The following is a 26815-nucleotide window of genomic DNA, read 5'->3' on the forward strand; positions in this document are numbered from 1 at the left end:
CATGACAAGCATTCGCACTCTTTCTTACGACGCCATCATTGTTGGTGGCGGCGGCGCCGGTATGCGCGCAGCCCTGCAGTTGGCCCAAGGTGGTCATAAAACTGCGGTCGTTACCAAGGTTTTCCCAACTCGTTCGCACACTGTATCGGCGCAGGGCGGCATCACCTGTGCAATCGCTTCGGCTGACCCGAATGACGATTGGCGCTGGCACATGTACGACACCGTCAAAGGTTCCGACTATATCGGCGACCAAGACGCTATCGAATATATGTGTTCCGTAGGCCCTGAAGCCGTATACGAGCTGGAACACATGGGCATGCCGTTCTCCCGTACCGAACAAGGCCGCATTTATCAGCGTCCGTTCGGCGGTCAGTCCAAAGGCCCGGATAACCCAACTCAAGCTGCCCGTACTTGTGCCGCCGCAGACCGTACTGGTCACGCACTGCTGCACACTCTGTATCAAGGCAACCTGAAAGCTGGCACCTCATTCCTCAACGAGTGGTACGCCGTAGACCTGGTGAAGAACCAGGACGGCGCCGTCGTCGGCGTCATCGCTATTTGCATCGAAACTGGCGAAACCGTTTACATTCGCTCCAAGGCCGTGGTTCTGGCCACTGGCGGCGCCGGTCGTATCTATGCCTCCACCACTAACGCCCTGATCAACACCGGTGACGGTGTAGGTATGGCGCTGCGTGCTGGTGTGCCGGTACAAGACATCGAAATGTGGCAGTTCCACCCAACCGGTATTGCCGGCGCCGGTGTACTGGTGACTGAAGGCTGCCGCGGTGAAGGTGGTTACCTGATCAACTCCCACGGCGAGCGTTTTATGGAGCGCTATGCACCTAACGCCAAAGACTTGGCCGGTCGTGACGTGGTTGCTCGTTCGATGGTTAAAGAGGTTCTCGCCGGTAACGGTGTTGGCCCGAACAAAGACCACGTACTGCTCAAGCTTGATCACCTGGGTGAGGAAGTGCTGCACAGCCGCCTGCCAGGCATCATGGAGCTGGCGAAAACCTTCGCCCACGTTGACCCTGCTGTTGCGCCGATCCCGGTTATCCCAACTTGCCACTATATGATGGGCGGCGTTGCCACCAACATTCATGGTCAGGCGATCACTCAGGACGCCAATGGCAACGACCGCATCATCGACGGTCTGTTTGCGGTAGGTGAAGTGGCTTGCGTATCGGTACACGGTGCCAACCGTCTGGGCGGCAACTCGCTGCTGGACTTGGTGGTATTCGGTCGCGCGGCTGGTATTCACCTGGAAAAATCGCTGAAAGAAGGCGTTGAAGTCCGCGGTGCTAGCGAAACGGATATCGAGCAGTCGCTGTCGCGTCTGGCTGGTGTCAACGAGCGCTCCACTGGCGAAGAAGTGGCCCCGCTCAAGCGCGAGCTGCAACAGTGCATGCAGAACTACTTCGGTGTATTCCGCTCCGGCGAATACATGCAGAAGGGTATCGCCCAATTGGCGGATCTGCGTGAACGTATTGCCAAAGTTAAGATCTCTGATAAGAGCCAAGCGTTTAACACTGCGCGTATCGAAGCGCTGGAACTGCAAAACCTTCTCGAAGTGGCCGAAGCCACTGCGATCGCCGCTGAGGTCCGCAAGGAATCCCGTGGTGCTCATGCTCGTGAAGACTTCGAAGATCGTGATGACGAAAACTGGCTGTGCCACTCCCTGTACTTCCCAGGCGAGAAGCGCGTAAGCAAGCGTGCCGTCAACTTTGCGCCGAAGACCGTCCCAGCATTTGAACCCAAGATTCGGACTTATTAAGGGTGACTGATATGTTGCAAGTCAGTGTTTACCGTTACAACCCGGAGCAGGATGCTGCTCCCTTTATGCAGGACTTTCAGGTCGACACCCACGGCAAGGACATCATGGTCTTGGACGTGCTGGCCCTGATCAAGGAACAAGACGAAGGCTTCTCGTATCGTCGTTCCTGCCGTGAAGGCGTGTGCGGTTCCGATGGCATGAACATCAACGGCAAGAACGGCTTGGCCTGTATCACGCCGATCTCTGCTGCTGGCCTCAAAGGCGGCAAGCTGGTGATCCGCCCGCTGCCAGGCCTGCCGGTCATTCGTGACCTGGTTGTAGACATGAGCATCTTCTACAAACAGTACGAAAAAGTTCAGCCGTACCTGCAGAACGACAAGCCGTCGCCGGCTATCGAACGTCTGCAGTCGCCAGCCGAGCGTGAGAAGCTTGACGGTCTGTATGAGTGCATTCTGTGCGCCTGCTGCTCGACTAGCTGCCCATCGTTCTGGTGGAACCCTGACAAGTTCCTCGGCCCTGCTGCACTGCTGCAAGCCTACCGTTTCTTGGCTGACAGCCGTGACACCAAGACCGAAGAGCGTCTGGCTGCACTGGACGATCCGTTCAGCGTGTTCCGTTGCCGTGGCATCATGAACTGCGTCAACGTTTGCCCTAAGGGTCTGAACCCAACCAAGGCAATCGGCCACGTACGTAATATGTTGCTGCAAAGCGGTACTTAATAGCGTTGTTTGCTAAACCTGTAATACCTACGGCATCAGTTTCAGGCTGATGTCGTAGTAAAAACTAGGACTGCTGCTCACAAAGTGGTGGTCCTGACCTTGAAATATATGACGACCAGCAGGGGCATCCGGGCTGGTGCCCGGACTATCTGCGAGATCCGTAGTGGCTGAGCAGTCGCTGCTTTATGACTGGCAAGCTATACGTTTCTTCGCCGATGGTGTCCCCTTACCGAGGGTGACCTAGCATGCAAGAAAGCGTGATGCAGCGCATGTGGGACAGTGCCCACCTATCCGGTGGTAACGCTGCCTATGTGGAAGAGCTCTATGAGCTTTACCTGCACGATCCCAACGCTGTGCCAGAAGAGTGGCGCACTTACTTCCAGAAGTTACCTACCGACGGCAGCGCCGCCACCGATGTATCGCACTCCACCATTCGCGATCATTTCGTCTTGCTCGCGAAAAACCAGCGCCGTGCCCAGCCCGTTTCCGCTGGCAGCATTAGCAGTGAGCACGAGAAGAAGCAGGTTGAAGTCCTGCGTCTGATTCAGGCTTATCGCATGCGCGGCCATCAAGCAGCCAAGCTCGACCCGCTTGGTCTGTGGCAACGCCCGGTTCCTGCTGACCTCAATATCAGTCATTACGGTTTGACTGATGCCGATTTGGACACCACCTATCACACAGGCGGCTTGGTCATCGGCAAGGAAGAGGCTACTTTGCGGGAAATCCGCGACGTTTTGCAGCAGACATATTGCCGCACCATTGGCGCCGAGTTCACCCACATCGTCGATTCCGAGCAGCGCAGCTGGTTCCAGCAGCGTCTGGAAAGCGTACGTGGTCGTCCTGATTACTCCGCCGATGTGCAGAGCCATGTGCTGGAACGTCTGACCGCTGCTGAAGGTTTGGAAAAATACCTCGGTACTAAATACCCAGGCACTAAGCGCTTCGGTCTGGAAGGCGGCGAGAGCTTGATCCCGCTGATGGATGAAATCATCCAGCGCTCCGGTTCCTACGGCACCAAAGAAATCGTTATCGGCATGGCTCACCGTGGTCGTCTGAACGTGTTGGTTAACACTTTCGGCAAAAACCCGCGTGATCTGTTCGACGAGTTCGAAGGCAAGAAAACCATCGGTCTTTCTTCCGGTGACGTGAAATACCACCAAGGCTTCTCCTCCAACGTCATGACGGCTGGCGGCGAAGTGCACTTGGCTATGGCGTTTAACCCATCCCACTTGGAGATCGTTTCGCCAGTGGTTGAGGGTTCGGTACGCGCCCGTCAGGATCGTCGTAACGACGAGTCGGGCGAAAAAGTACTGCCGGTTTCGCTGCACGGTGACGCCGCATTCGCGGGTCAGGGTGTGGTCATGGAAACCTTCCAGATGTCGCAAACCCGCGGCTTCAAGACTGGCGGCACGATCCACGTGGTGATCAACAACCAAGTGGGTTTCACCATCAGCAACCCGCTGGATGCGCGCTCCACTGAGTACGCCACCGACGTCGCCAAGATGATTCAGGCGCCGATCCTGCACGTTAACGGTGATGATCCGGAAGCCGTGCTGTTCGTCACTCAGCTGGCCGTTGACTACCGCATGCAGTTCAAGCGTGACGTGGTCATCGACTTGGTGTGCTACCGCCGTCGCGGTCACAACGAGGCCGACGAGCCAAGTGGCACTCAGCCGCTGATGTATCAGCAAATCAGCAAACAGCGCACCACCCGTGAGCTGTACGCTGAAGTTCTGACCAACGCTGCGCGCCTGACTGCTGATGACGTGCAAGCCAAGGTCGATGACTACCGTACCGCTCTGGACAACGGCCAGCACGTAGTGAAGAGCCTGGTCAAAGAGCCGAACAAAGAGTTGTTCGTCGACTGGCGCCCATACCTGGGCCACATCTGGACTGCGCGTCACGACACCCGTTTTGATCTGAAAACCCTGCAAGAGCTGTCCAATAAGCTGCTGGAAATTCCAGAGGGCTTCCTGGTTCAGCGTCAGGTTTCGAAGATTCTCGAAGACCGTCAGAAGATGGGCGCCGGTGCGCTGGCGATCAACTGGGGCTATGCCGAAACCATGGCGTACGCAACCCTGTTGTTTGAAGGCCACCCGATCCGTATGACCGGCCAGGACATTGGTCGCGGTACCTTCTCCCACCGTCACGCAGTGCTGCACAACCAGAAAGACGCGGGCACCTATGTGCCGCTGAAAAATCTGTTTGCTGATCAGCCGAAGTTCGAGCTGTATGACTCCTTCCTCTCGGAAGAAGCGGTACTGGCCTTCGAGTACGGTTACGCCACCACCCAGCCTAACTCGCTGGTGATCTGGGAAGCGCAGTTCGGTGACTTCGCCAACGGTGCGCAAGTGGTATTTGACCAGTTCATCTCCAGTGGTGAGCACAAGTGGGGCCGTCTGTGCGGTCTGACTATGCTGCTGCCGCACGGTTATGAAGGCCAAGGCCCTGAGCACAGCTCGGCGCGTCTGGAGCGTTACCTGCAGCTGTGTGCTGAACACAACATGCAAGTGGCGGTGCCGACCACCCCGGCACAGATCTACCACTTGCTGCGCCGCCAGGTGATTCGCCCGCTGCGTAAGCCATTGGTCGTGTTGACTCCTAAGTCGCTGCTGCGTCATAAGTTGGCGATTTCGACCCTGGAAGATCTGGCCGAAGGTTCGTTCCAAACCGTCATTCCGGAGATCGATAACATCGATCCGAAGAAAGTCGAGCGCGTTGTCCTGTGCAGCGGCAAGGTTTACTACGACCTGCTGGAAAAACGCCGTAACGAAGGCCGCGAAGACATCGCCATTGTGCGCATCGAGCAGCTGTATCCGTTCCCGGCGGACGACTTGGGCGAGGCGCTTGCCCCGTACAAGAACGTCAAGCACATCGTCTGGTGTCAGGAAGAGCCGATGAACCAAGGCGCTTGGTATTGCAGTCAGCACAATATGCGTCGTGCCGTTAGCGCGCATAAGAAGACTCTGGTACTGGAATACGCCGGTCGCGATGCTTCTGCCGCACCTGCCTGTGGCTATGCATCGATGCACGCTGAACAGCAGGAAAAACTCCTGCAAGACGCCTTTACTGTTTAACGCCTTGCCCGGCAGGCGGCCCCAAGGGTCGCCTGCTAGCAGAAACCGAATTTAAGGAACACACGAAATGGCTATCGAGATCAAAGCCCCTACCTTCCCAGAATCGGTTGCCGACGGCACCGTGGCGACTTGGCACAAAAAACCAGGTGATGCAGTCAAGCGCGACGAACTGATCGTTGACATCGAAACCGACAAAGTTGTGATCGAAGTACTGGCTGAAGCTGATGGCGTTCTGGGTCAGATCATCAAGAACGAAGGCGACACCGTACTGAGCAACGAAGTACTGGGCACCTTGGGTGAGGGCGGTGCTGCTGCTCCGGCACCGGCTGCTGCTCCTGCCGCCGCGGCTCCAGCTGCTGCCCCGGCTGCCGCTGCTCCAGCAGTTGCTGGCGACGATCAAATCCTGTCGCCAGCTGCGCGTAAGCTGGCTGAAGAAAACGGCATTGACCCGAACAGCATCGCCGGCACTGGCAAAGGCGGTCGCGTCACTAAAGAAGACGTAGTCGCTGCTGTTGAAGCCAAGAAAAATGCTCCGGCTGCTGCGCCAAAAGCTGCTGCGCCTGCCGCTGCTGCTGCCGCTCCAGTTCTGGCCGCTGGCGATCGCGTTGAGAAGCGCGTGCCAATGACCCGTCTGCGCGCCAAAGTCGCTGAGCGTCTGGTTGAAGCACAGTCGTCCATGGCCATGCTGACCACCTTCAACGAAGTTGACATGACTGAAGTCATGGCCCTGCGTTCGAAGTACAAAGATCTGTTCGAGAAGACCCACAACGGCGTGCGCCTGGGCTTCATGTCGTTCTTCGTGAAAGCTTCGGTTGAAGCGCTGAAGCGCTTCCCAGCGGTCAACGCTTCCATCGACGGCGGCGACATCGTGTACCACGGCTACCAAGACATCGGTGTTGCGGTTTCCAGCGACCGTGGTCTGGTCGTACCGGTACTGCGTAACGCTGAGCTGATGAGCCTGGCTGAAGTTGAAAACGGCATTGCCACCTTCGGTAAAAAAGCTCGCGACGGCAAACTGTCGATCGACGAAATGACTGGCGGTACCTTCACCATCACCAACGGTGGCACCTTCGGTTCGATGATGTCGACGCCGATCGTTAACCCACCGCAGGCTGCGATTCTGGGCATGCACAACATCATCCAGCGGCCTATGGCGATCAACGGCCAAGTAGTGATCCGCCCGATGATGTACCTGGCTCTGTCTTACGATCACCGCCTGATCGACGGTAAAGAAGCTGTGAGCTTCTTGGTTACTATCAAAAATCTGCTGGAAGACCCGGCTCGTCTGCTGCTGGACATCTAAGCGCGACACATCCACGACGGCCCTCAAAAGGGGCCGCCCGGTTTATCCGAGAAGGAATGAGTTATGACCCAGAAATTTGACGTGGTAGTCATAGGTGCAGGCCCAGGCGGCTACGTTGCTGCCATCAAAGCGGCTCAGCTTGGTCTCAAGACCGCGTGCATCGAGAAATATCAGGATAAAGAAGGCAAAGTGGCCCTGGGTGGTACTTGCTTGAACGTGGGTTGTATCCCGTCCAAGGCGCTGCTGGACAGCTCCTGGAAGTACCACGAAGCCAAAGAAGGCTTCGCTGTACACGGTATCTCTGCGCCGAACGTCAGCATCGACGTGCCAGCCATGGTTGGTCGTAAGAACAGCATCATCAAAAACCTCACCGGTGGTGTTGCTGGCCTGTTCAAGGCTAACGGCGTAACGCTGCTGGAAGGCCACGGCAAGCTGCTGGCTAACAAGCAAGTTGAAGTGACCGACCGCGATGGCAAGACCCAAGTGGTTGAAGCCACCAGCGTGATCCTGGCTTCCGGCTCCAAGCCAATCGACATTCCGCCAGCCCCAGTTGATCAAGACGTCATCGTCGACTCCACTGGCGCCTTGGAATTCCAAAGCGTACCTAAGCGTCTGGGTGTGATCGGCGCTGGCGTTATCGGTCTGGAACTGGGCTCGGTATGGTCGCGTCTGGGTGCTGAGGTGACTGTTATCGAAGCGCTGGATAAATTCCTGCCAGCGGCTGATGAGCAAATCTCCAAAGAAGCTCTGAAAACCCTGACCAAGCAAGGTCTGCAAATCCGTCTGGGCGCTCGCGTGACCGCTTCGGAAGTGAAGAAGAAGCAAGTAACTGTGAGCTTCACTGACTCCGAAGGCGAGCAGAAACTGGTGTTCGACAAGCTGATCGTGGCCGTAGGCCGTCGCCCAGTGACCACCGACCTGCTGGCTGCTGACAGCGGCGTGACCCTGGATGAGCGCGGTTTCATCTTCGTTAACGATCAGTGCGAAACCAGCGTGCCAGGCGTTTACGCCATTGGCGACGTGGTGCGTGGTGCCATGCTCGCGCACAAAGCCTCGGAAGAGGGCGTGATGGTTGCCGAGCGTATCGCCGGTCACAAAGCGCAAATGAACTACGACCTGATCCCATCGGTTATCTACACTCACCCGGAAATTGCATGGGTCGGTAAAACCGAGCAGCAACTGAAGAGCGAAGGCGTGGCCATCAACGTCGGCACCTTCCCGTTTGCGGCCAGTGGTCGCGCCATGGCGGCTAACGACACCGGCGGCCTGGTTAAGGTTATCGCTGATGCCAATACCGACCGTGTCCTGGGTGTCCACGTGATTGGTCCTAGCGCTGCTGAGCTGGTTCAGCAAGGCGCTATCGGCATGGAATTCGGTACTAGCTCCGAAGACCTGGGCATGATGGTGTTCAGCCATCCAACCCTGTCTGAAGCGCTGCACGAAGCCGCTCTGGCTGTGAATGGCCACGCTATTCACATTGCCAACCGTAAGAAGCGTTAACACGCTATAGTCTGCGCCCCGTTCTGGCAGTGCCAGGGCAGGGCCCAGAATAAGAAACCACGACAGGTGGCCCGTGTACAGCATTGCTGGCTGCGCGGAAGACCAGTCGGATTGCTGTTAAGCAGTCACAGGTGGTGCGGCAAATATTTGCAGCATCGTATGCGCAATACCTAAACGAAGACGGTAGAAAAGCATGAATCTCCACGAGTATCAGGGTAAGCAGCTGTTCGCTGAATACGGCCTGCCCGTATCCAAAGGCTTCGCGGTAGACACCCCGGAAGAAGCCGCAGCAGCTTGCGAAAAAATCGGCGGCACTGAATGGGTCGTTAAGGCTCAGGTCCACGCTGGCGGTCGCGGTAAAGCGGGCGGCGTGAAACTGGTTAAGAGCAAAGACGACGCCAAGGCATTTGCTGCCAACTGGCTGGGCAAGCGTCTGGTGACTTACCAGACTGACGCCAATGGTCAGCCAGTGAGCAAAATCCTGGTCGAATCTTGCACCGATATCGCCAAAGAACTGTACCTGGGCGCGGTCGTTGACCGTTCCAGCCGTCGCATCGTGTTCATGGCCTCCACCGAAGGTGGTGTGGACATCGAGAAAGTCGCTCACGATACCCCTGAGAAAATCCTCAAGGCCACTATCGATCCACTGGTCGGCGCACAGCCGTTCCAGGGCCGCGAGCTGGCTTTCCAACTGGGCCTGCAAGGCGACCAGATCAAGCAATTCACTCAGATCTTCGTTGGTCTGGCCAAGCTGTTCCAGGACTACGACCTGGCTCTGCTGGAAGTGAACCCGCTGGTGATCAAAGCTGACGGCAACCTGCACTGCCTGGACGCCAAGATCAACATCGACTCCAACGCCCTGTACCGTCAGCCGAAGCTGCGTGCTATGCACGACGCCTCGCAAGACGATCCGCGCGAAGCTCACGCTGCCAAGTTCGAACTGAACTACGTAGCGCTGGAAGGCAACATTGGCTGCATGGTCAACGGTGCTGGTCTGGCCATGGGCACCATGGACATCGTTAACCTGCACGGCGGTAAGCCAGCCAACTTCCTCGACGTAGGTGGTGGTGCTACCAAAGAGCGCGTGACCGAAGCGTTCAAAATCATCCTGTCCGACAGCAACGTCGCTGCCGTACTGGTGAACATCTTCGGCGGCATCGTTCGTTGCGACATGATTGCTGAAGGCATCATCGGCGCCGTGAAAGAAGTCGGCGTGAAGATCCCAGTGGTTGTGCGTCTGGAAGGTAACAACGCTGAACTGGGTGCCAAAGTACTGGCTGAAAGTGGCTTGAACATCATCGCGGCAACCAGCCTGACCGACGCTGCACAGCAAGTCGTTAAAGCTGCGGAGGGCAAGTAATGAGCGTCCTGATCAATAAAGACACCAAAGTAATCTGCCAAGGCTTCACTGGCTCGCAAGGTACTTTCCACTCCGAACAAGCCATCGCCTACGGCACCAAGATGGTTGGCGGCGTGACTCCGGGCAAAGGCGGCACCACTCACCTGAACCTGCCGGTGTTCAACACCGTTAAGGAAGCTGTAGAAGCCACTGGCGCTACTGCCTCGGTGATCTACGTTCCGGCTCCGTTCTGCAAAGACTCGATCCTGGAAGCTGCTTTCGGCGGCATCAAGCTGATCGTGTGCATCACCGAAGGTATCGCTACCATCGACATGCTCGAAGCCAAAGTTAAGTGCGACGAGCTGGGTGTAGTGCTGATTGGCCCGAACTGCCCAGGCGTGATCACTCCGGGCGAGTGCAAAATCGGCATCATGCCAGGCCACATCCACCTGCCAGGCAAAGTAGGCATCGTGTCGCGTTCCGGCACCCTGACCTATGAAGCTGTTAAGCAGACTACCGATGCTGGTTTCGGTCAGTCCACTTGCGTTGGTATCGGTGGTGACCCGATCCCAGGCTCGAACTTCATCGATATCCTGAAACTGTTCCAGGAAGATCCGAAGACCGAAGCGATCGTGATGATCGGTGAGATCGGCGGCAGCGCTGAAGAAGAAGCCGCGGCTTACATCAAAGCCAACGTGACCAAGCCTGTGGTTTCCTACATCGCTGGTGTAACTGCTCCGGCAGGCAAGCGTATGGGCCACGCGGGTGCAATCATCTCCGGCGGTAAAGGCACTGCAGACGAGAAATTCGCTGCTCTGCAAGACGCTGGTGTGAAAACTGTGCGTTCCCTGGCCGACATCGGTAAAGCTCTGGCTGAACTGACTGGTTGGGAAGTCAAAAACGCTTAAGCGTTGCTGACTTAAAAAAGCCACCTTCGGGTGGCTTTTTTTGCTTTAGTGAAAAGTTAATAAGCAAGTTTTTTTTGACTTATCCGACAAGAAGTTAAGTGCAGCCGCACGTAAACCTATAAAATTGTTAGAACTTTTTTGCAGGGCGCGATCATCAAAAGTGATAACGCGCAGCTAGCGATCGAGCCTAACCGGCTAGGTGACGTTTCCCCCGATCCATCGGGAAACCCTCGGAATCAATCTTTTTTCTGCTTGTGGTATCCCTTCTATGACTCGTTTGAAAGGCACCAATTTGGTTGCCCTTGGCTTTATGACATTTGCGCTGTTCCTTGGCGCCGGCAATATCATCTTCCCCCCTAGTGCCGGTATGGCTGCAGGTGATCACCTGCTACCCGCTGCAATGGGCTTTCTGCTCACTGGCGTGGGTTTACCCTTGCTAACCGTAGTGGCGCTGGCCCGGGTCGGCGGCGGTATGGATAAGCTCACTGCGCCGATTGGCAAAGTCGCCGGTGCGATTCTGGCGGTAGCGGTTTACTTAGCCATTGGCCCGCTGTTTGCGACCCCCCGTACTGCGGTGGCCTCGTTTGAGATTGGCGTAGCGCCGATCACCGGCAACAGCAGCATGGCTCTGCTGCTGTACACCCTAGGTTACTTCGCCATCGTGCTGTTCCTGTCGCTCAATCCGGGTCAGCTGGTCGATCGTGTCGGCAAGTTGATCACCCCGGTATTGCTCGCCGGTTTGTTGATTCTCGGCTTGGCAGGGGTTTTCGCCCCAGCTGGCGAGTTCAGCACGAGCACCGATGCCTACCGGGAAGCACCGCTGGTACAGGGCTTCCTGCAGGGGTACCTGACCATGGATGCGCTTGGTGCGCTGGTGTTCGGTATTGTGATTACCACGGCCATTCGTGATCAGGGCATCACGGATAATGGCTTGGTCACTCGCTATTCGATTATCGCCGGGATCATCGCTGCTATTGGTCTGTCGCTGGTGTACGTGTCGCTGTTTTACCTCGGCGCTACCAGTGGCAATATCGCTGGCGATGCGCAGAACGGCGGGCAGATCCTCGCCGCCTATGTGCAACACACCTTTGGTAAGGGCGGCAGCTTGCTGCTGGCCGTGGTGATCATGCTGGCCTGTCTGACCACCGCAGTGGGCTTGCTCAGCGCGTGTGGTGAGTTCTTCAGCGCCATGTTTGGTCTGTCCTACCGCAAGGTGGTGATCGCCTTCGGCCTGTTCAGCATGGCCGTTGCTAACCAAGGCCTGACCCATTTGATCAGCGTTTCGGTACCGGTATTGGTGGGCCTGTATCCGCTGGCCATTGTTTTGGTTGCCCTGAGCCTGGCGGATCGGCTGTGGCTCAAACCGTCGCGGGTGTTTATCCCGGTAATGGGGCTGACCTTTATCTTTGGCCTGGCTGACGGTATTGCCGCCGCCGGCTGGGAACACTTGGTGCCGGCCTGGTTCAGCCACTTGCCACTGTCATCCTTGAGCATGGGCTGGCTGGTGCCGGCGTTAGTAGCCTTGCTGCTGGCGGTGATCGTCGATCGTGCGCTGGGCGCGCCGAAAGCGGTGCTCAACTAAGCCAGACCGATGTGCCTGAGGCCGCTCAATTGAGCGGCCTTTTTTATGGGCAGATGGCCAGGGCTGTCTATAATCCGCCGACTTTTGACGCGAAGGAGTTGCTATGCCTGTTCACGATTGGTACCTGCCCCACGTTTTAGCGGTGCTCTGGTTTATTCTGTGTTGGGCGGGCTACACGCGTTATGCCCTGCACAAGGGTAAAACCACACCTTGCCTGGCTAGCGTGCTGCACCTGTATCGTGAGGATTGGATGCGGCGCATGTTGCTGCGCGAGAACCGCATTGCCGATGCCAACGTGGTCGGCAATCTGGAGCGCAACGCCTCGTTTTTTGCTTCCAGTACCCTGATTATTCTGGCCGGTATTCTCACCGTGCTAGGCGCTTCTGACCGCGCCACTTCGCTGCTGGCCGACTTGCCCTTTGTGCAGGAGGCCAGTCGTGGTTTGTCGGAGTTTAAGTTGCTGTGTTTGGGGCTGGTGTTTGTCTATGCCTTCTTCACCTTTAGCTGGTGCATGCGTCAATACAACTTTGCCGCGGTGCTTGTCGGCTCGGCGCCGATGATCAGCGAGCGGCAGGTTAACGAGCAGGAGCGTAAGGCTTTCGGGCTGCGGGCGGCGCGGGTGATATCCATGGCCGCCAATCAGTTTAACCAGGGCCTGCGCGCCTATTACTTCGGCATGGCGACCTTGGCTTGGTTTATCAATCCGTGGTTTTTTATGCTGGTGACGGCAGGCGTGGTGTGGGTGCTGTACCGCCGCGAATTCCATTCGAGAGTGCTGGAAGTGATGGTTTACACGCAAACCGTGGTGGCTGAGCCGAGCAAGGACGCCTTGGACTAATCCTGCGGGCGGCATAGGGCTGTTGCCTTGAGTTGGACGCAACTGCGCACGCAGCGTGCAAAAGTGCCGTAGAAGAGCAGCGCTGCCCGGCGTTTTCCAGCTTATGCTTCGCTTGCTCGCTGCTCGCTGCTCGCTGCTCGGGGCGCTTTTGCACCGCCGCCACCGCGCCGACGTACTGATTGCGTCCCTGCTGTTTGGCTTGATACAGCGCCTGGTCGGCTTGCTGCAGGAGTTGCTCGGCGTTAATGGGCGTGTTTGCCAGCGCCACGGCGTAACCCAAGCTGACGCTGACTCGACCAATGGGCGCTTGGGCGTGGGGCAGGTTGAGGGCGCTGATCGCGCTGACGATTTTCTCCGCCAGGGCCTGCGCTCCATCTGCCCCGGTCATTGGCGCGAGGATGACAAACTCCTCACCGCCGTAGCGCGCGACTAAATCGCTGAGCCGACATGCCTGGCTCAGGCTCGCGGCTATCTGGCGCAGACAGCGATCCCCGCTGGGATGGCCGTACAGATCATTGAATGGCTTGAACCAATCCACGTCGATTACCGCCAGGGTCAACGGCGCCTGAATACGTTGTGCGCGGCTGCATTCTTGAGTCAGGACCTGATCGAAGTGACGGCGGTTGGCGATACCGGTGAGGGCATCGGTTAGCGACATGGCTTCCAGCTTGCTGTTGCTTAAGCGCAGCTCTTCGGTGCGTTCTGCCACGCGCCGCTCCAGTTCCCGTTCCGAGTCCTGCAAGGTGCTGACCAGCAATTGCTGCGCATGCAGCAGCTGGCGCTGGACCTGGGCTTTGTCACGGCGGATCACGTAGATCCGGTCAGCCAAGGCGAAGGCCAGCAGGAGCATTTCGCAAACCGAGGCGAACTGGATGCCGTCAGTGGTCAAGGGGTTGTTTGGCAGCAGGCCCATGGCCCGCAGCGAGGTGACGGCGCCACCTAACATGAGCAAGCTAAAGGCGGCGAGAAAGAAATAGGCGCCGCGCTGGCGTAGCCAGGCCCCGCGAATGGCCACCACAAAGATCAATAGCACGGTGAGCAGATTGAGGACGATACCGACGCGGGCGAAGGTCACCAGAGAGTAGGTATACAGCGGCAGGCTGAGCAGGTACAGGACGATGCACAAGCGTAGCCAGCGATCAAGCCGAGGCAGCAGTACATGGCTTTCGAGCATCTTGCGCATAAACCACAACATGCTTGCCAGCGCGATGGAAACCCCACTGAAATACGCTACGTTGCTGTTCAGTTGCCAGCCGCTCCAGGCTAAGTCAGGCGCCAGGCCATTTTTGATGGCGAACGTGTAAGCCGTGCTGCTGGCAAACAGCACGTAATACAGATAGATGTGCTCGCGCAGGGCAATGGCCAGTAGCAGGTTGAATAGGATCATGGCGCTGGCCATGCCGAAGTACCAAGCCTGTGCGGTGTAATCGCTGCGCTGCGCCAGGCTGAAAGCGCTACCCGACCACAGTTGCAAAGGCACTAAGAGGCCGATGTTGGACTGCACGCGCATGTACAGCACGGCTTCGCTATGGGCCGGCAACTGGAGTGGAAAAACGAAGTGACGATCATCGAACACCCGCGTTGAACTGGGCAGGTCGCTGCCGGTTTCAATCCGCGCAAAATGCCCTTGGCCATCTGGCACATACAACTGCACTGAGGCGATACGCGGATTGGCCAAGACCAGCAGCGGCTCAATGGCGACGGCGCTGCTATTGGCTAGGGGGATGCGCAGCCAGAAAGCAGATTGGCTAAAGCCTAGGCCGATTGATTTAACCGCTCCTTGTTGGACAAAGCGCTCATGGATCTGCGGTTGCAACACATCATCCAGGCTGAGCTGACCTTGCGGGTCTTCCAGTAAGCCTAGGTAGGGGGTGAGCACCGTCGGTTCGGGGGGCAGGTCGGCGGCGTCTAGGCCAGCGGCTTGGCTAAATACCGGGCTGAGGCACGCGATCAGGCTGAGCAGCCAGCAGGCAAGTAATGAAGGCAGGCGAGTGGCTGACATAGGCTCAGTGGCGGTCGCAGCGTTGGCTAATGCCCGCGACATGGCCGGCATACGGGTTCATTGTGGGACGATAGTCTACACATGCGCTGCGAATCGGCTAAGCACTAAATCTGCGGGTTGAACGAGCGCCATAAATGCTTACGTGACAACGGCTCGACGTACACCGCCGAACAGATGCGCCTGTTTGTTCGACATTAAGGCTGGCGGCCGGTGACCACAGCTAACGTTTTTCCCCAAAAATCATCAGCCGACAAACGGGGAAATACCCTCTGCAGCGCGCGAGTCAGTTTTCGCACTCATTTTTAAATATACCTAAGACATTGACTTAAAAGACTTTAACTGAGTTAAGCGGATTTTTATTGCTCAGGTTTTTCGTGTTTAGGTGCTGCTGAATTGGTATGTTAAAAAATGTTAGATTTCAAAAATACTTCACATAATCTGATCATTGGCGGATGATTTCTGCACCGGGTAGACGAGGTTTCACACGACCACAACGAGGGGCTTTAACCGACTCGGTGCTCAGACAGTGTGTCTAAGCGACGTCCCTGCGTGTTGGCCAAGCCTGCTTCGGCAACATCTACAACTCGGTCAGCGTTGGCGCCTGAGAGTAGAAGCCGTCTTTGTTTTGCTTTGGAGTTCCCATGAATAACAAGAATGTCGGTGTCATCGGCCTAGGCGCAATGGGCTTGGGAATAGCCCGTACGTTGTTACGCAGTGGATTCAATGTGCATGCCTATGATGTTCGCAGTGCCGTTATAGAGCAGTTCAGTGAAGAGGGCGGCGTAGCCTGCACCTCGCCCGCCCATATAGCTGCCGAGTGTGATCTGATCATTAGTGTTGTGGTGAATGCCGAGCAGACGGATACGGTTCTGTTTGGAGAGACTGGCGCCGTGGTTGGGTTGCGGCCAGGTAGCGTAGTGATAGGTTGTGCCACAGTCGCGCCAACCTATGCCGTAGAACTTGGGCAGAAGCTCGCCGCCCTCGGGTTGCTTTATCTCGATGCGCCGATCTCCGGAGGTGCCGCTAAAGCGGCTGCCGGTGAGATGACGATGATGACCTCTGGACCTGCTGAGGCCTACGCCAAAGCCGACGACGTTCTGGCCGCTATGGCCGCAACGGTCTATCGCCTGGGCGACACCCATGGCCTGGGTTCGAAAGTCAAAATTATCAACCAGCTGTTGGCAGGTGTGCATATTGCCGCTGCAGCTGAAGCACTGGCGCTGGGCTTGCGAGAAGGGGTAGATGCAGCGGCGCTGTATGAGGTGATTACCCACAGTGCCGGTAACTCCTGGATGTTCGAGAATCGCGTGCCGCATATTCTTAACGCGGATTACACGCCATTGTCTGCCGTCGATATTTTCGTCAAAGACCTAGGGTTGGTATTGGATACTGCCCGGGCCAGCAAATTTCCATTGCCACTTTCGGCAACGGCTCATCAGATGTTTATGCAAGCTTCCAGTGCAGGCTTTGGCCGTGAGGATGACTCGGCAGTGATCAAGATATTCCCGGGTATCGAACTGCCAGCCACTCAGACTGAATCTGCTTGAGGAACGCTTCATGACGACATTGTCCGCACGCCCATTATTGGGCTGCATCGCCGACGATTTCACGGGGGCGACCGATCTTGCCAATATGCTGGTTCGAGGTGGCATGCGCACCGTACAAAGCATTGGCATTCCCAACGATAAAGCGACCGCCACACTGGATGCCGACGCCATTGTCATTGCCCTGAAATCCCGTACCGCACCGGTGGCGCAGGCGCTTGAAGAATCCCTCAAGGCTCTGGCCTGGCTGCGCGCGCAGGGCTGCGAACAGATCTATTTCAAATACTGCTCAACCTTCGACTCTACTGCTGCGGGTAATATCGGGCAGGTCAGCGAAGCGTTACTCCGAGCCCTGGATAGCAACTTCACCATAGCCTGCCCGGCATTTCCGGAGAATGGCCGGACGATCTTTCGTGGTCACTTATTTGTGCAGGATCAACTGCTTAATGAGTCGGGCATGGAGCACCATCCGCTGACACCGATGACGGATGCCAACCTGGTTCGTATCTTAAAGATGCAGACTCAGCTGAATGTGGGTTTGCTGCGTTATGACACCATCGCCCAGGGCGTTGAATCCGTAAGGACTCGTATTGCCGAACTGCGAGAGCAGGGGGGTGGCATCGCGATTGCCGATGCTCTGTCGGATCAGGATCTATATACCCTGGGTTCAGCGTGCGCCGACCTGCCGTTGTTGACCGGGGGCTCGGGATTGGCTCTGGGGCTGCCAGGCAACTTCCGCCGTGCCGGAAAGCTGCGTGACCTAGACGCGGCAAAATTGCCGCAAGTCTCCGGAGGGGAAGTCGTCCTGGCGGGCAGTGCCTCAACCGCCACAAATGGTCAGGTCGCGGCCTGGATTGAAGCGGGCCATCCAGCCCTGCGTATTGATCCCCTGGCTTTGGCCGCCGGCGAACCCGTCGTTACGCAAGCCCTGAATTTTGCACGCGAGAGCAAGCGCACGGTCTTGATCTATGCCACCAGTTCACCGAACGAGGTCAAGTCGGTTCAACGACAACTAGGCGTCGAAAAATCGGGCAGTCTGGTTGAGCAGGCGTTTGCTGAAATTGCCCAAGGTTTGCAGCAGAGCGGCGTCCGCCGTTTTGTGATCGCCGGTGGTGAGACATCAGGGGCTGTGGTGCAGGCGCTGGGCATCCAACTGCTGCAAATTGGCGGGCAGATTGACCCTGGCGTACCCGCAACAGTCAGCACGACTGAAGAGCCTCTGGCGTTGGCTCTGAAATCAGGAAACTTCGGCGGCCGGGAGTTTTTCAGCAAGGCCCTAAGCCAACTCGCCGGAGGTGTGCAGTGAGCTCGGAAAACGCTTTGCGAGAAGAGATTTGCGACGTTGGGCGCAGCCTTTATCAGCGTGGATACACCGTTGGCACTGCTGGCAATATCAGCGCACGGTTGGACGATGGCTGGTTGATTACACCAACGGACGCCTGTTTGGGACGCCTTGATCCGGCAGCCATAGCCAAGGTCAATCTGGCCGGGGAGTGGATATCCGGGGATAAACCATCGAAGACACTGGCGCTTCATCGCCAAGTCTACGATCGCAATTCAAGTGTCGGTGGTGTGGTGCATACCCACTCGACCCATCTGGTGGCATTGACCCTTGCTTGCGTGTGGCTGGAGGAGGACATCCTGCCAGCTTTAACGCCATATCAGGTGATGAAGGTCGGGCATATTCCGCTGATCGGCTATCAGCGTCCGGGCTCCCCCCTGGTGGCTGAGCAAGTCGCGGAGCTGGCCAACCGTGTCCGCGGGGTGATGCTTGAGCGGCTAGGCCCGGTGGTCTGGGAAAGCTCAGTATCTAAGGCCAGTTATCTTCTAGAAGAGCTGGAAGAAACCGCCAAGCTTTGGCTGATGACCGACCCCAAACCCGAGCCACTCGATCAGCAGGCGCTGACTGAGCTCAGAGAGGTGTTCGGCGCGCGCTGGTAACCGGCAAGATTTAAGACAGACATTCACAAGGCATATCAAGGAACGCGCAGGCGATGTTCCGCGGTATCGGCTTGCCTGAAAACAATAAAAACAGGAAGCAACCAATCATGAATAAGTCCGAAAGAGGGTTTGTGTGATGAGCCCGTCAATCCTGCTAGTCACTGCCGCAGCGGGTATCGCGTTGTTACTGCTGCTGGTCCTTAAGTATAAGTTACAACCCTTCGTGGCCCTGATTCTGGTCAGTCTCATAGTGGCCCTGAGCGCAGGGGTAAAAGCGACGGATCTGGTCGCCACTATTGAAGGCGGTATGGGCAAGACGCTAGGGCATATCGCTATCATTATCGCGTTGGGCGCTATGATTGGCCGCATTATTGAGCTTTCAGGCGGTTCGGAGGCGCTGGCCCAAGCCCTTATCAAGCGCTTTGGAAGCCGCAGGACAGCACTGGCCTTAACCACTGCCGGTTTTATGGTCGGGGTCCCAGTGTTCTTCGAGGTTGGCGTCATCATCCTGATGCCGCTGGTGTACGGCATTGCCCGCCGGGCACGCAAACCATTGCTGGTGTTCGCCTTACCCATGTGTGCGGCTTTGCTGACGGTGCATGCATTTTTGCCGCCACATCCTGGTGCAGTGGCGGTAGCCAGCCAATTGGGGGTTGATATGGGCCGCATACTGATGTTCGGCCTGCCCATTACCGCGTTTCTTTGTTATGTCGGTTACAGCGTTGCAGGGCGCATGGCGCGCCGTGCTTATCCGATGACTGATGACATCCGTGCTGAGGTTTATGGCCCCCATGTCAGTAATCAGGATCTGGTCGCCTGGGCCCAGGAGCACGACGCTCCAAGCCAGCAGGATGTCGTGATTTCACCCATGAGCACAGAGGCCTCGGCCAGCAGCATTGCGGCTAGGTTGCCAGCAGCCCCGGCGCCGGGATTTGGCCTGATCGTCAGCTTGATTCTGTTACCTATCGTGCTGATTTTACTGGGCACAGTGTCCGGCTCATTACTGCCGGTCAACTCACTGCTGCGCAGTATCATGACTGTGCTTGGTGCTCCTTTGGTCGCGTTGCTGATCGACACTTTACTCTGTGCCTGGTTACTGGGAGCCCGTCGCGGCTGGAGCCGTAGCCAGATATCTGACGTGATCGGCTCCGCGATACCCGCTGTGGCCATGGTCATCCTGATTGCCGGCGCCGGAGGTGTATTTGGCAAGGTCTTGGTTGACACAGGAATCGGTGCCGTGGTCTCCAATCTGCTACGAAGCACAGGCTTACCCGTGCTGGCGCTGGGGTTTCTATTGACCATGCTGTTACGTGCAGTACAAGGCTCGACGACCGTGGCACTGGTGACTACGGCTGGCATCATCAGCCCCCTGATTGCGACGCTGAGTCTTAGCCCAAACCAAATGGCCTTGCTGTCTCTAGCCATGGGCGGTGGCGGTTTAGCGGCATCCCACATCAATGATGCCGGTTACTGGATTTTCACAAAGATGGCTGGCCTGAGTGTGGCTGATGGGCTGCGTACCTGGACAGTGCTGACGACATTGCTTGGCACATTGGGGTTCATCCTGACCTCACTGCTTTGGCCTTTTGTCTGACTTTTAACCACAGGAGCTACCATGCCTCGTTTTGCTGCCAATCTCAGCATGCTTTATCCGGAGTACGAGTTTCTTGAGCGCTTTTCCGCCGCTGCAGCCGATGGTTTCGATGCTGTGGAATATCTGTTTCCCTACGACCACAGCGCCGTCGAGCTTAAACAGCGTTTGCGCGACAACGGTTTGCAGCAAGTGCTGTTTAATGCGCCGCCTGGAGACTGGGCGGCAGGGGAGCGAGGGATAGCATCGTTACCAGGGCGGGAGCTGGAGTTTCGCAGTGGTTTTGATCGAGCGCTGGAATATGCCAGCGTGCTTGGCAATACGCGCATCCATGTGATGGCTGGGTTATTGCCCTCAGAGCAGTATCGCGCGCGAAATCACGAGGTTTATCTGGAGAACCTCACCTACGCCTGCACACAGGCCGCCAAGGCCGAGGTAACGGTGTTGCTGGAGCCGATCAATACCCGCGATATGCCAGGCTTCTTTCTCAACCGGCAAGATCAGGCCCATGCCATTCGCAAGGAAGTAGGCGCGCATAACCTGAAAGTACAGTTTGATTGCTACCACTGCCAAATCGTGGAGGGTGATCTGGCGAGCAAACTACAGCGGGACTTCAATGACATCGGGCATATCCAGATCGCAGGTGTACCTGATCGTCACGAACCGGATCAGGGTGAGGTGAATTACCCTTATTTGTTTGAATTGATTGACCAGCTCGGATATGACGGCTGGATAGGCTGCGAGTACCGCCCCCGTGGCAATACATCTGCCGGTTTGCAATGGCTGCGGGACTGGAAAAGCAGCCAATAATAGGCCCGTGAGAGGAGGGTGGAGAGGCCTTAACTCGATTACGAATAATCAGCGGGGAGCCATAAATCCCCGCCTAATTTGCGAATGCCGTCAGCTGCCGCGCCGGCCAGTGCGTCATCACTGAGAATCAAGTCGAACTCCTCAAGGCCTGCAATTCTGTAAGTACTAAATGTGCCGTATTTCGAGCTGCTGGCCACCAGCACGACTTGCGCTGCCGACTGCATGGCCGCTTGTTTTACCTCAACCTTGAGTACTGATGGCGTGGTAAGGCCACGGCGTAAATCCCAGGAACTCGTCGATATAAATGCGATATCCGTGACGATCTGGCGCAGCGTAACAACCGCAAGGTTGCCCACTGATGAGCGATTGCTGTGATCCAACTGTCCGCCAGTGTGGATCACCGTAACGTGGGGAGCATCAAGCAGTGCCTGCACAATAGCGAAGTCATTCGTCACCACCGTCATGCCGGATAGCGCCGTTATATAAGGAACAATTTCCAGTGTGCTGGTGCCGGCATCCAGATAAATGGTCATATCGGCATGTAGCAAACGTGCGGCTAGCTTGGCCATGGCCAGTTTCTGCGGCAACTCAATGGCCGACTTGAGCTGTCGACTGGGTTCACTGTGCAATTGACTGGCAATGCGCACGCCACCGGTTACCGAATAGGCAAGGCCTTCCTGTTCAAGCAGCGCAATGTCGCGGCGTATGGTCATGTGCGAGCAGCCAAACATCTCCATCAACTGATGAACACTCAGCACCTGATGTTTGCGCAACGTACGTAACATCAACACACGACGCTGCTCAGGAATCATGGGTGCGCCATTTTCAACCGCGATGTCCTTTGTTGACATTCAGGCTCCTGAATCCATCGTTTATGGATACAACGTGGGCCGACATAGTAGCGCAACTCATCTAGGACGCCATGGCGTGCGCTGCTCAATAACTGATGACTAGGACGGCTTGCAGAATGCTCAGGCTGAGCGAGGGCGGGATTTTACAGGCACAACTGCTAGCAGAGCGTTGTGCACAGGCTACGAGTCGGGTTGATAAAGCGATGGGAGTTAGCCTCGCAATAAAAAAACGCCCGATGCGGTGCACCGAGCGTTTTGATTGTCCTGGCAGTCGGTTTAAACCTATTTCAGGACGAGGCATGCGGCGGATTAGTTACCGTCGACAGCGTCTTTAGCTTCGTCGCCAGCATCTTTGATTGCATCAGAGGCTTTGTTGGCGGCATCTTCAATTTTTTCACCGGTGGTAGGCTCAGTGCCCAACACTTGATGGGTTTTCTGTTCGATGGCTTCACCAGTCTTTTTGGCCGCATCGCCCAAGGATTCTACGGCCTCGGAAGCCGATTCTTTAGCGGACTGGACTTTGTCTTCTGGAGTCTTCTCACAAGCCGCCAGAGCCAGGACGGAAGCCAGGAGCAGAGTGGTTACGAATGGCTTTTGCATAGTAGTAATCCCTAGTGTTTATAGTTTTGAATGCTTGGCGCCCAAGCATGCCGATTAAACAACTTAATGGGCGTTAAGTTCCCTTAATTACTTTAGTTGTTCCTGGCCATATGGCTAATTAACGTAGAAACCGGGTCTGTGGGTTATCATGCGCGCTCTTTATGTAGCGGGCCTGGAATAACAACATGAGCCAATCCTCGCTCTTCGAGCGGACCCAGTATTTCCTCTCAGCCTTACGTCATTGCCAAGTACTCGGCATGACGGTGCATAGCGCCGAGCCCAGCGGGCTGATTCTGCGCCTGCCATACAGCCAAATGATTGTCGGCAACCCACAAACCGGTGTGATTCATGGCGGCGCCATCACCACCTTGATGGATACCACCTGCGGTATTTCTACGGTATGTGCTTTACCTGAATTTGAGTTGTGCCCAACTTTAGACCTGCGCATTGATTACATGCACCCGGCCCAGCCGCATAAAGATGTCTTGGCTTTTGCTGAGTGTTATCGAGTCACGCCCACTGTTATTTTTACCCGCGGTTATGCCTATCAGGATGACCCTAGCCAGCCAATTGCCCATGCGGTGGGCACCTTTATGCGCATGGGCAAGCCCGGCAGCACAGTCAGCAGCCTGAAGGGGCGTAGTTAATGAGCGAGATCGATCTGAATCAGCTGGTGCAAGAGGCGCATCAGCAAAAAAACTACGACGCGCTGCTGAATTTAATTCCCTACGCTAAATTCCTCGGTATTGAGTGCGTGCGCTTTGGCGATGATGTGGTGTTTAAACTGCCGGCCAACCGCGACAACATCGGCAACCCCACTTTGCCGGCCCTGCACGGCGGGGTGATTGCCGGGTTTATGGAGCAAGCGGCGATGCTCCATTTACTGATGTATATGGGCATTGCCCACTTCCCGAAAATTATCGACTTTTCTGTCGATTACCTGCGCGCCGGGCATTTTCTTGATACGTTCGTGCAGTGTCAGGTGTGGCGCCAGGGCCGGCGCGTTGCCAACGTCGCCATCACTGCTTGGCAGACGAAACAAAGCGAGCCTATCGCCACCGCACGGGCGCATTTCAAAGTAGACGAGCCATAGGCACCTAGTGGCCATCAGTTAAGGACCCGGCAATGCCCGCACTGCTGATTATTGGAGGTTTGCTGCTGTTGGCGTTGGCCTTGTTATGGCTTGCGCTGCGCGCCTTCAGCCGTAGTTTGCTGTGGGGCTGCCTGACGGTGTTGCCACCGTTAACGCTGCTGTTTGTGTTTAAGCAGTGGTCACGCGCACGGGCACCGATGGTGCTCGCGGGGTTGGCCATCATCCCGTTGCTGATTGGGCTGGTGATGCTGGCCAATCAAGACCCGCAGCGGCTTGAGGCGTTGTTGAGCGGCCATTGGCGCCAGCCTGCCGCGGTACCGGCGGCGCCGCTCCAGATCAAGCTGCATGGCCTGCTCAATGGCCGGCCGTTTACCCCGGATCAAGCCGAGCTGGTGGATGGCGTGCTGCGTCTGCGTGAAGGAGCGGGGTTCTATGCCGAGAATGAGCTGGTGATTCGCTTGGGCCAACGTCCGAAAGGGCCGCTGCGCGTGAATGTGCTGCCCGCTGACCAAGGTCAGTTGCCGGAAGTGGAAATCAGTTGGTTGGCGCCTGGCCAAACGCTGCCGGAAGCACGCCGATTGAGCCAGGGCTATACCCTGAGTTTGGCGCTGCAACCCAGCGCACCGAACAAATGGTTGGGCGATATTCACCTAGTGCTGCCAGCGCCCTATAAAACCAGCCTGACTGGCAAGCTGGAATTATTCAGCAATGGTTTGCGCTACCGTGGCGATAAAGTCGATCGGCGCATCGACTCGCTGGACACCTTAAGTTACGTGATTGCCGACTACCTAGAGCGGCGCTTCGCCACCCGCCGCGTTGAGCTGCAGCCTCTGGCACCGATGAGCAAGCTCCAGCCGCCGTTAACCTTAACCGTGCAGGCGACGATCAAGGGCGAGCAGCAGCAGGTGTCCCTAAGTTTGGATAAATCGGCTAAGGGTGGCTGGAAGGTGGTCGATGATAGTTTCCCCAACCTACAGCAGGCGAGTGTGGAGGCTACAGCGCCAGCTGCTCAGCCGACTCCTGTCACTGACAGCGTTGCCGTGGCGCCCGCAGCGGCGGCGGATCGTCGGCAAGGCTTTAGTTTGCCGGCCCTGCAAGCTAATCCTAAGCGTTACCAAGGCCTGCGCATGCGCATTAGCACTCAAGGCAGTAGCGCCCAAGGGCGTTTCGAAGGCCTGACGGCAGCGGGGCAGTTGACCCTGCGTAAGCAAATCAGCGGCAGTGGTGATGTGAGTTATCGCTTTAATCCGCAGCAGATAATACAGATCGAGTTACTTGAGCCTTAAATAAGCACTTGAAATTCCTCAGCCTGCCCCCACTTCTATGACATCCGCCGTATTGCGGCTTCGTAAATAAAAGTGGAGAGAGAGCATGAGTGTGGAAACTCAAAAAGAAACCCTGGGCTTCCAGACCGAGGTGAAGCAACTGCTGCACCTGATGATCCATTCGCTGTATTCGAACAAGGAAATCTTCCTGCGTGAGCTGATTTCCAACGCCTCCGACGCCTCGGACAAATTACGTTTTGAAGCTCTGGCCAAGCCCGAGCTGCTCGAAGGCGGTGCGGATCTGAAAATCCGTATCAGCTTCGACAAAGAAGCCAAGACCCTGACCCTGGAAGACAACGGCATCGGCATGGGCCGCGAAGACGCCATCGCGCACCTGGGCACCATCGCCAAGTCCGGCACCGCTGACTTTATCAAGCAGCTCAGCGGCGACCAGAAAAAAGACTCGCACCTGATTGGCCAGTTCGGTGTGGGCTTCTATTCGGCGTTTATCGTCGCTGACAAAGTCGACGTTTACAGCCGTCGTGCCGGCACCCCGGCCAGCGCCGGTGTGCATTGGTCGAGCAAAGGCGAGGGCGACTTTGAAGTGGCCAGCATTGAGAAGGCTGAGCGCGGTACCCGTATCGTGCTGCACCTCAAGTCCGGTGAAGAAGAGTTCGCCGATGGCTGGCGTCTGCGCAACATCATCAAGAAATACTCCGACCACATCGCTCTGCCGATCGAGTTACCTAAAGAGCTCCACGGCGAAGAGAAAGACCAGCCGGCCGAGCCTGAGTGGGAAACCGTCAACCGCGCCAGCGCGCTGTGGACGCGTCCGCGTACCGAGATCAAGGACGAGGAATATCAAGAGTTCTACAAGCACATCGGCCATGATTTCGAGAACCCGCTAAGCTGGAGCCACAACAAGGTTGAAGGCAAGCTGGAGTACAGCTCGCTGCTGTATGTGCCGGCCCGCGCACCGTTTGACCTGTACCAGCGCGAAGCGCCGAAGGGCCTCAAGCTGTATGTGCAGCGCGTGTTCGTGATGGATCAGGCCGAGTCCTTCCTGCCGCTGTACCTGCGCTTTATCAAAGGTGTGGTCGACTCCAACGACCTGTCGCTGAACGTGTCGCGGGAAATCCTGCAGAAAGACCCGATCATCGATTCGATGAAGTCGGCGCTGACCAAGCGTGTGCTGGACATGCTGGAAAAACTGGCGAAGAACGAGCCTGAGCAATACCAAGGCTTCTGGAAAAACTTCGGTCAGGTGCTTAAAGAAGGCCCGGCAGAAGATTTCGCCAACAAGGAAAAAATCGCCGCTCTGCTGCGCTTTGCTTCCACTAAAGGCACCGACGGCGAGCAAAACGTTGGCTTGGCTGAGTACATCGCGCGCTTGGCCGAAGGTCAGGACAAGATCTACTTCCTCACTGGCGAATCCTACGCGCAAGTGAAGAACAGCCCGCACTTGGAAGTGTTCCGCAAGAAAGGCATCGAGGTGTTGCTGCTCACTGACCGTATCGATGAGTGGCTGATGAGCTACCTGACCGAGTTCGATGGTAAGCAGTTCGTCGACGTCGCCCGTGGCGATCTGGACCTCGGCAAGCTGGACACTGAGGAAGACAAGAAGGCCCAGGAAGAAGTCGCCAAAGCCAAAGAAGGTTTGGTTGAGCGTCTGAAAACTGCGCTGGGTGAGCAAGTGGCGGAGGTGCGGGTTTCCCACCGTCTGACCGACTCGCCAGCGATTCTGGCCATTGGTGAGCAGGACTTGGGTCTGCAAATGCGCCAGATCCTCGAAGCCAGCGGGCAGAAAGTGCCGGACTCCAAGCCCATCTTCGAATTCAACCCGGGCCACCCGCTGATTGAGAAGTTGGATGCCGAGGCCGATGAAGATCGCTTCGTTGACTTAAGCCACATCCTGTTTGACCAAGCGGCTCTGGCTGCCGGCGACACCCTGAAAGACCCGGCTGCCTATGTGCAGCGCCTGAACAAACTGCTGGTCGAACTCTCGGCCTAACAGTCTGCTCAAGAAAAGCCCGCTTACGCGGGCTTTTTTTTGCCTGGCGTTTGCCTTTGGCTTGACT

The 26815-nt window shown here is 56.7% G+C and carries 20 protein-coding genes and 1 pseudogene; 18 read left to right on the forward strand and 3 right to left on the reverse strand.

The window, feature by feature from the left end; translation table 11 throughout:
* Position 1: 1 nt before the first annotated feature.
* From sdhA to NTD81_RS07245, 9 genes are all read left to right on the forward strand, one after another.
* Positions 2–1774 carry a succinate dehydrogenase flavoprotein subunit gene (sdhA, locus tag NTD81_RS07205; RefSeq protein WP_262180974.1) on the forward strand — a complete coding sequence of 591 codons (1773 nt, stop codon included), beginning with the start codon at positions 2–4 and terminating at the stop codon, positions 1772–1774.
* 11 nt (positions 1775–1785) lie between these two features.
* On the forward strand, positions 1786–2493 hold the full coding sequence (locus tag NTD81_RS07210) for a succinate dehydrogenase iron-sulfur subunit (RefSeq protein WP_262180976.1): 708 nt from the start codon (positions 1786–1788) through the stop codon (positions 2491–2493).
* 245 nt (positions 2494–2738) lie between these two features.
* Positions 2739–5570: a 2-oxoglutarate dehydrogenase E1 component gene (locus NTD81_RS07215; protein ID WP_262180978.1), complete on the forward strand. Its 2832-nt coding sequence runs from the start codon at positions 2739–2741 to the stop codon at positions 5568–5570.
* Between the two features lie 67 nt (positions 5571–5637).
* Complete coding sequence (gene odhB, locus NTD81_RS07220) at positions 5638–6873, forward strand: 2-oxoglutarate dehydrogenase complex dihydrolipoyllysine-residue succinyltransferase (RefSeq protein WP_262180980.1); 1236 nt, start codon at positions 5638–5640, stop codon at positions 6871–6873.
* 63 nt (positions 6874–6936) lie between these two features.
* Positions 6937–8373, forward strand: a complete 1437-nt coding sequence (lpdA, locus tag NTD81_RS07225; RefSeq protein ID WP_262180982.1) for a dihydrolipoyl dehydrogenase — start codon at positions 6937–6939, stop codon at positions 8371–8373.
* 193 nt (positions 8374–8566) lie between these two features.
* Positions 8567–9733 (forward strand): ADP-forming succinate--CoA ligase subunit beta, encoded by a 1167-nt coding sequence (sucC, locus tag NTD81_RS07230; RefSeq protein WP_262180984.1) that lies wholly within the window; start codon positions 8567–8569, stop codon positions 9731–9733.
* A complete protein-coding gene (gene sucD, locus NTD81_RS07235; RefSeq protein ID WP_108488307.1) occupies positions 9733–10620 on the forward strand; it encodes a succinate--CoA ligase subunit alpha in 888 nt (295 codons plus the stop codon). The genes sucC and sucD overlap by 1 nt, the downstream gene beginning before the upstream one ends.
* 268 nt (positions 10621–10888) lie before the next feature.
* Positions 10889–12202: a branched-chain amino acid transport system II carrier protein gene (brnQ, locus tag NTD81_RS07240; RefSeq protein ID WP_262180989.1), complete on the forward strand. Its 1314-nt coding sequence runs from the start codon at positions 10889–10891 to the stop codon at positions 12200–12202.
* A gap of 103 nt (positions 12203–12305) precedes the next feature.
* Positions 12306–13040 (forward strand): DUF599 domain-containing protein, encoded by a 735-nt coding sequence (locus NTD81_RS07245; protein WP_262180991.1) that lies wholly within the window; start codon positions 12306–12308, stop codon positions 13038–13040.
* Between the two features lie 181 nt (positions 13041–13221).
* On the opposite strand, the pseudogene NTD81_RS07250 reads toward NTD81_RS07245, so the two are convergent.
* A pseudogene (locus NTD81_RS07250) lies at positions 13222–15093 on the reverse strand (diguanylate cyclase domain-containing protein); the annotation flags it as partial.
* 590 nt (positions 15094–15683) lie between these two features.
* On the opposite strand from NTD81_RS07250, the gene ltnD reads away from it, so the two are divergent.
* The 5 genes from ltnD (at position 15684) to otnI (ending at position 20928) form a co-directional block, all read left to right on the forward strand.
* A complete protein-coding gene (gene ltnD, locus NTD81_RS07255) occupies positions 15684–16589 on the forward strand; it encodes an L-threonate dehydrogenase (RefSeq protein WP_262180994.1) in 906 nt (301 codons plus the stop codon).
* 10 nt (positions 16590–16599) lie between these two features.
* The gene (otnK, locus tag NTD81_RS07260) at positions 16600–17892 is read left to right on the forward strand and encodes a 3-oxo-tetronate kinase (protein ID WP_262180997.1); all 1293 of its coding nucleotides are present in this window, start codon (positions 16600–16602) and stop codon (positions 17890–17892) included.
* On the forward strand, positions 17889–18527 hold the full coding sequence (locus NTD81_RS07265) for an aldolase (protein WP_262181001.1): 639 nt from the start codon (positions 17889–17891) through the stop codon (positions 18525–18527). Before otnK ends, NTD81_RS07265 begins: the two co-directional genes overlap by 4 nt.
* A 136-nt stretch (positions 18528–18663) precedes the next feature.
* Positions 18664–20121: an SLC13 family permease gene (locus NTD81_RS07270; protein WP_262181003.1), complete on the forward strand. Its 1458-nt coding sequence runs from the start codon at positions 18664–18666 to the stop codon at positions 20119–20121.
* A gap of 21 nt (positions 20122–20142) precedes the next feature.
* Positions 20143–20928: a 2-oxo-tetronate isomerase gene (gene otnI / locus NTD81_RS07275; RefSeq protein ID WP_262181007.1), complete on the forward strand. Its 786-nt coding sequence runs from the start codon at positions 20143–20145 to the stop codon at positions 20926–20928.
* A 38-nt stretch (positions 20929–20966) separates the two neighbouring features.
* Here otnI and NTD81_RS07280 read toward each other — a convergent pair whose 3' ends face one another.
* Positions 20967–21779: a DeoR/GlpR family DNA-binding transcription regulator gene (locus NTD81_RS07280; protein WP_262181009.1), complete on the reverse strand. Its 813-nt coding sequence runs from the start codon at positions 21777–21779 to the stop codon at positions 20967–20969.
* A gap of 309 nt (positions 21780–22088) precedes the next feature.
* Positions 22089–22379, reverse strand: coding sequence for a hypothetical protein (locus NTD81_RS07285; RefSeq protein WP_262181011.1), 291 nt, complete (start codon positions 22377–22379; stop codon positions 22089–22091).
* A gap of 185 nt (positions 22380–22564) precedes the next feature.
* Here NTD81_RS07285 and NTD81_RS07290 point away from each other — a divergent pair, with 185 nt between their 5' ends.
* From NTD81_RS07290 to htpG, 4 genes are all read left to right on the forward strand, one after another.
* Positions 22565–23026, forward strand: a complete 462-nt coding sequence (locus NTD81_RS07290; RefSeq protein ID WP_262181014.1) for a PaaI family thioesterase — start codon at positions 22565–22567, stop codon at positions 23024–23026.
* Positions 23026–23472 carry a PaaI family thioesterase gene (locus NTD81_RS07295; RefSeq protein WP_262181016.1) on the forward strand — a complete coding sequence of 149 codons (447 nt, stop codon included), beginning with the start codon at positions 23026–23028 and terminating at the stop codon, positions 23470–23472. Before NTD81_RS07290 ends, NTD81_RS07295 begins: the two co-directional genes overlap by 1 nt.
* A 32-nt stretch (positions 23473–23504) precedes the next feature.
* Complete coding sequence (locus NTD81_RS07300) at positions 23505–24758, forward strand: MFS transporter (RefSeq protein WP_262181018.1); 1254 nt, start codon at positions 23505–23507, stop codon at positions 24756–24758.
* Positions 24759–24843: 85 nt separating this feature from the next.
* Positions 24844–26748 (forward strand): molecular chaperone HtpG, encoded by a 1905-nt coding sequence (gene htpG / locus NTD81_RS07305; protein ID WP_262181021.1) that lies wholly within the window; start codon positions 24844–24846, stop codon positions 26746–26748.
* The last annotated feature ends 67 nt before the right edge of the window (positions 26749–26815 follow it).

The sequence above is a fragment of the Pseudomonas sp. 5P_3.1_Bac2 genome (genome assembly GCF_025465995.1).
In the GTDB taxonomy this organism is placed as follows: domain Bacteria; phylum Pseudomonadota; class Gammaproteobacteria; order Pseudomonadales; family Pseudomonadaceae; genus Aquipseudomonas.

Bases quoted from the DNA above. Each gene is read 5' to 3' on its own strand.
- sdhA (WP_262180974.1), top strand. From the start codon at position 2: ATGACAAGCATTCGCACTCTTTCTTACGACGCCATCATTGTTGGTGGC.
- NTD81_RS07210 (WP_262180976.1), top strand. From the start codon at position 1,786: ATGTTGCAAGTCAGTGTTTACCGTTACAACCCGGAGCAGGATGCTGCT.
- NTD81_RS07215 (WP_262180978.1), top strand. From the start codon at position 2,739: ATGCAAGAAAGCGTGATGCAGCGCATGTGGGACAGTGCCCACCTATCC.
- odhB (WP_262180980.1), top strand. From the start codon at position 5,638: ATGGCTATCGAGATCAAAGCCCCTACCTTCCCAGAATCGGTTGCCGAC.
- lpdA (WP_262180982.1), top strand. From the start codon at position 6,937: ATGACCCAGAAATTTGACGTGGTAGTCATAGGTGCAGGCCCAGGCGGC.
- sucC (WP_262180984.1), top strand. From the start codon at position 8,567: ATGAATCTCCACGAGTATCAGGGTAAGCAGCTGTTCGCTGAATACGGC.
- sucD (WP_108488307.1), top strand. From the start codon at position 9,733: ATGAGCGTCCTGATCAATAAAGACACCAAAGTAATCTGCCAAGGCTTC.
- brnQ (WP_262180989.1), top strand. From the start codon at position 10,889: ATGACTCGTTTGAAAGGCACCAATTTGGTTGCCCTTGGCTTTATGACA.
- NTD81_RS07245 (WP_262180991.1), top strand. From the start codon at position 12,306: ATGCCTGTTCACGATTGGTACCTGCCCCACGTTTTAGCGGTGCTCTGG.
- ltnD (WP_262180994.1), top strand. From the start codon at position 15,684: ATGAATAACAAGAATGTCGGTGTCATCGGCCTAGGCGCAATGGGCTTG.
- otnK (WP_262180997.1), top strand. From the start codon at position 16,600: ATGACGACATTGTCCGCACGCCCATTATTGGGCTGCATCGCCGACGAT.
- NTD81_RS07270 (WP_262181003.1), top strand. From the start codon at position 18,664: ATGAGCCCGTCAATCCTGCTAGTCACTGCCGCAGCGGGTATCGCGTTG.
- otnI (WP_262181007.1), top strand. From the start codon at position 20,143: ATGCCTCGTTTTGCTGCCAATCTCAGCATGCTTTATCCGGAGTACGAG.
- NTD81_RS07280 (WP_262181009.1), bottom strand. From the start codon at position 21,779: ATGTCAACAAAGGACATCGCGGTTGAAAATGGCGCACCCATGATTCCT.
- NTD81_RS07285 (WP_262181011.1), bottom strand. From the start codon at position 22,379: ATGCAAAAGCCATTCGTAACCACTCTGCTCCTGGCTTCCGTCCTGGCT.
- NTD81_RS07290 (WP_262181014.1), top strand. From the start codon at position 22,565: ATGAGCCAATCCTCGCTCTTCGAGCGGACCCAGTATTTCCTCTCAGCC.
- NTD81_RS07295 (WP_262181016.1), top strand. From the start codon at position 23,026: ATGAGCGAGATCGATCTGAATCAGCTGGTGCAAGAGGCGCATCAGCAA.
- NTD81_RS07300 (WP_262181018.1), top strand. From the start codon at position 23,505: ATGCCCGCACTGCTGATTATTGGAGGTTTGCTGCTGTTGGCGTTGGCC.
- htpG (WP_262181021.1), top strand. From the start codon at position 24,844: ATGAGTGTGGAAACTCAAAAAGAAACCCTGGGCTTCCAGACCGAGGTG.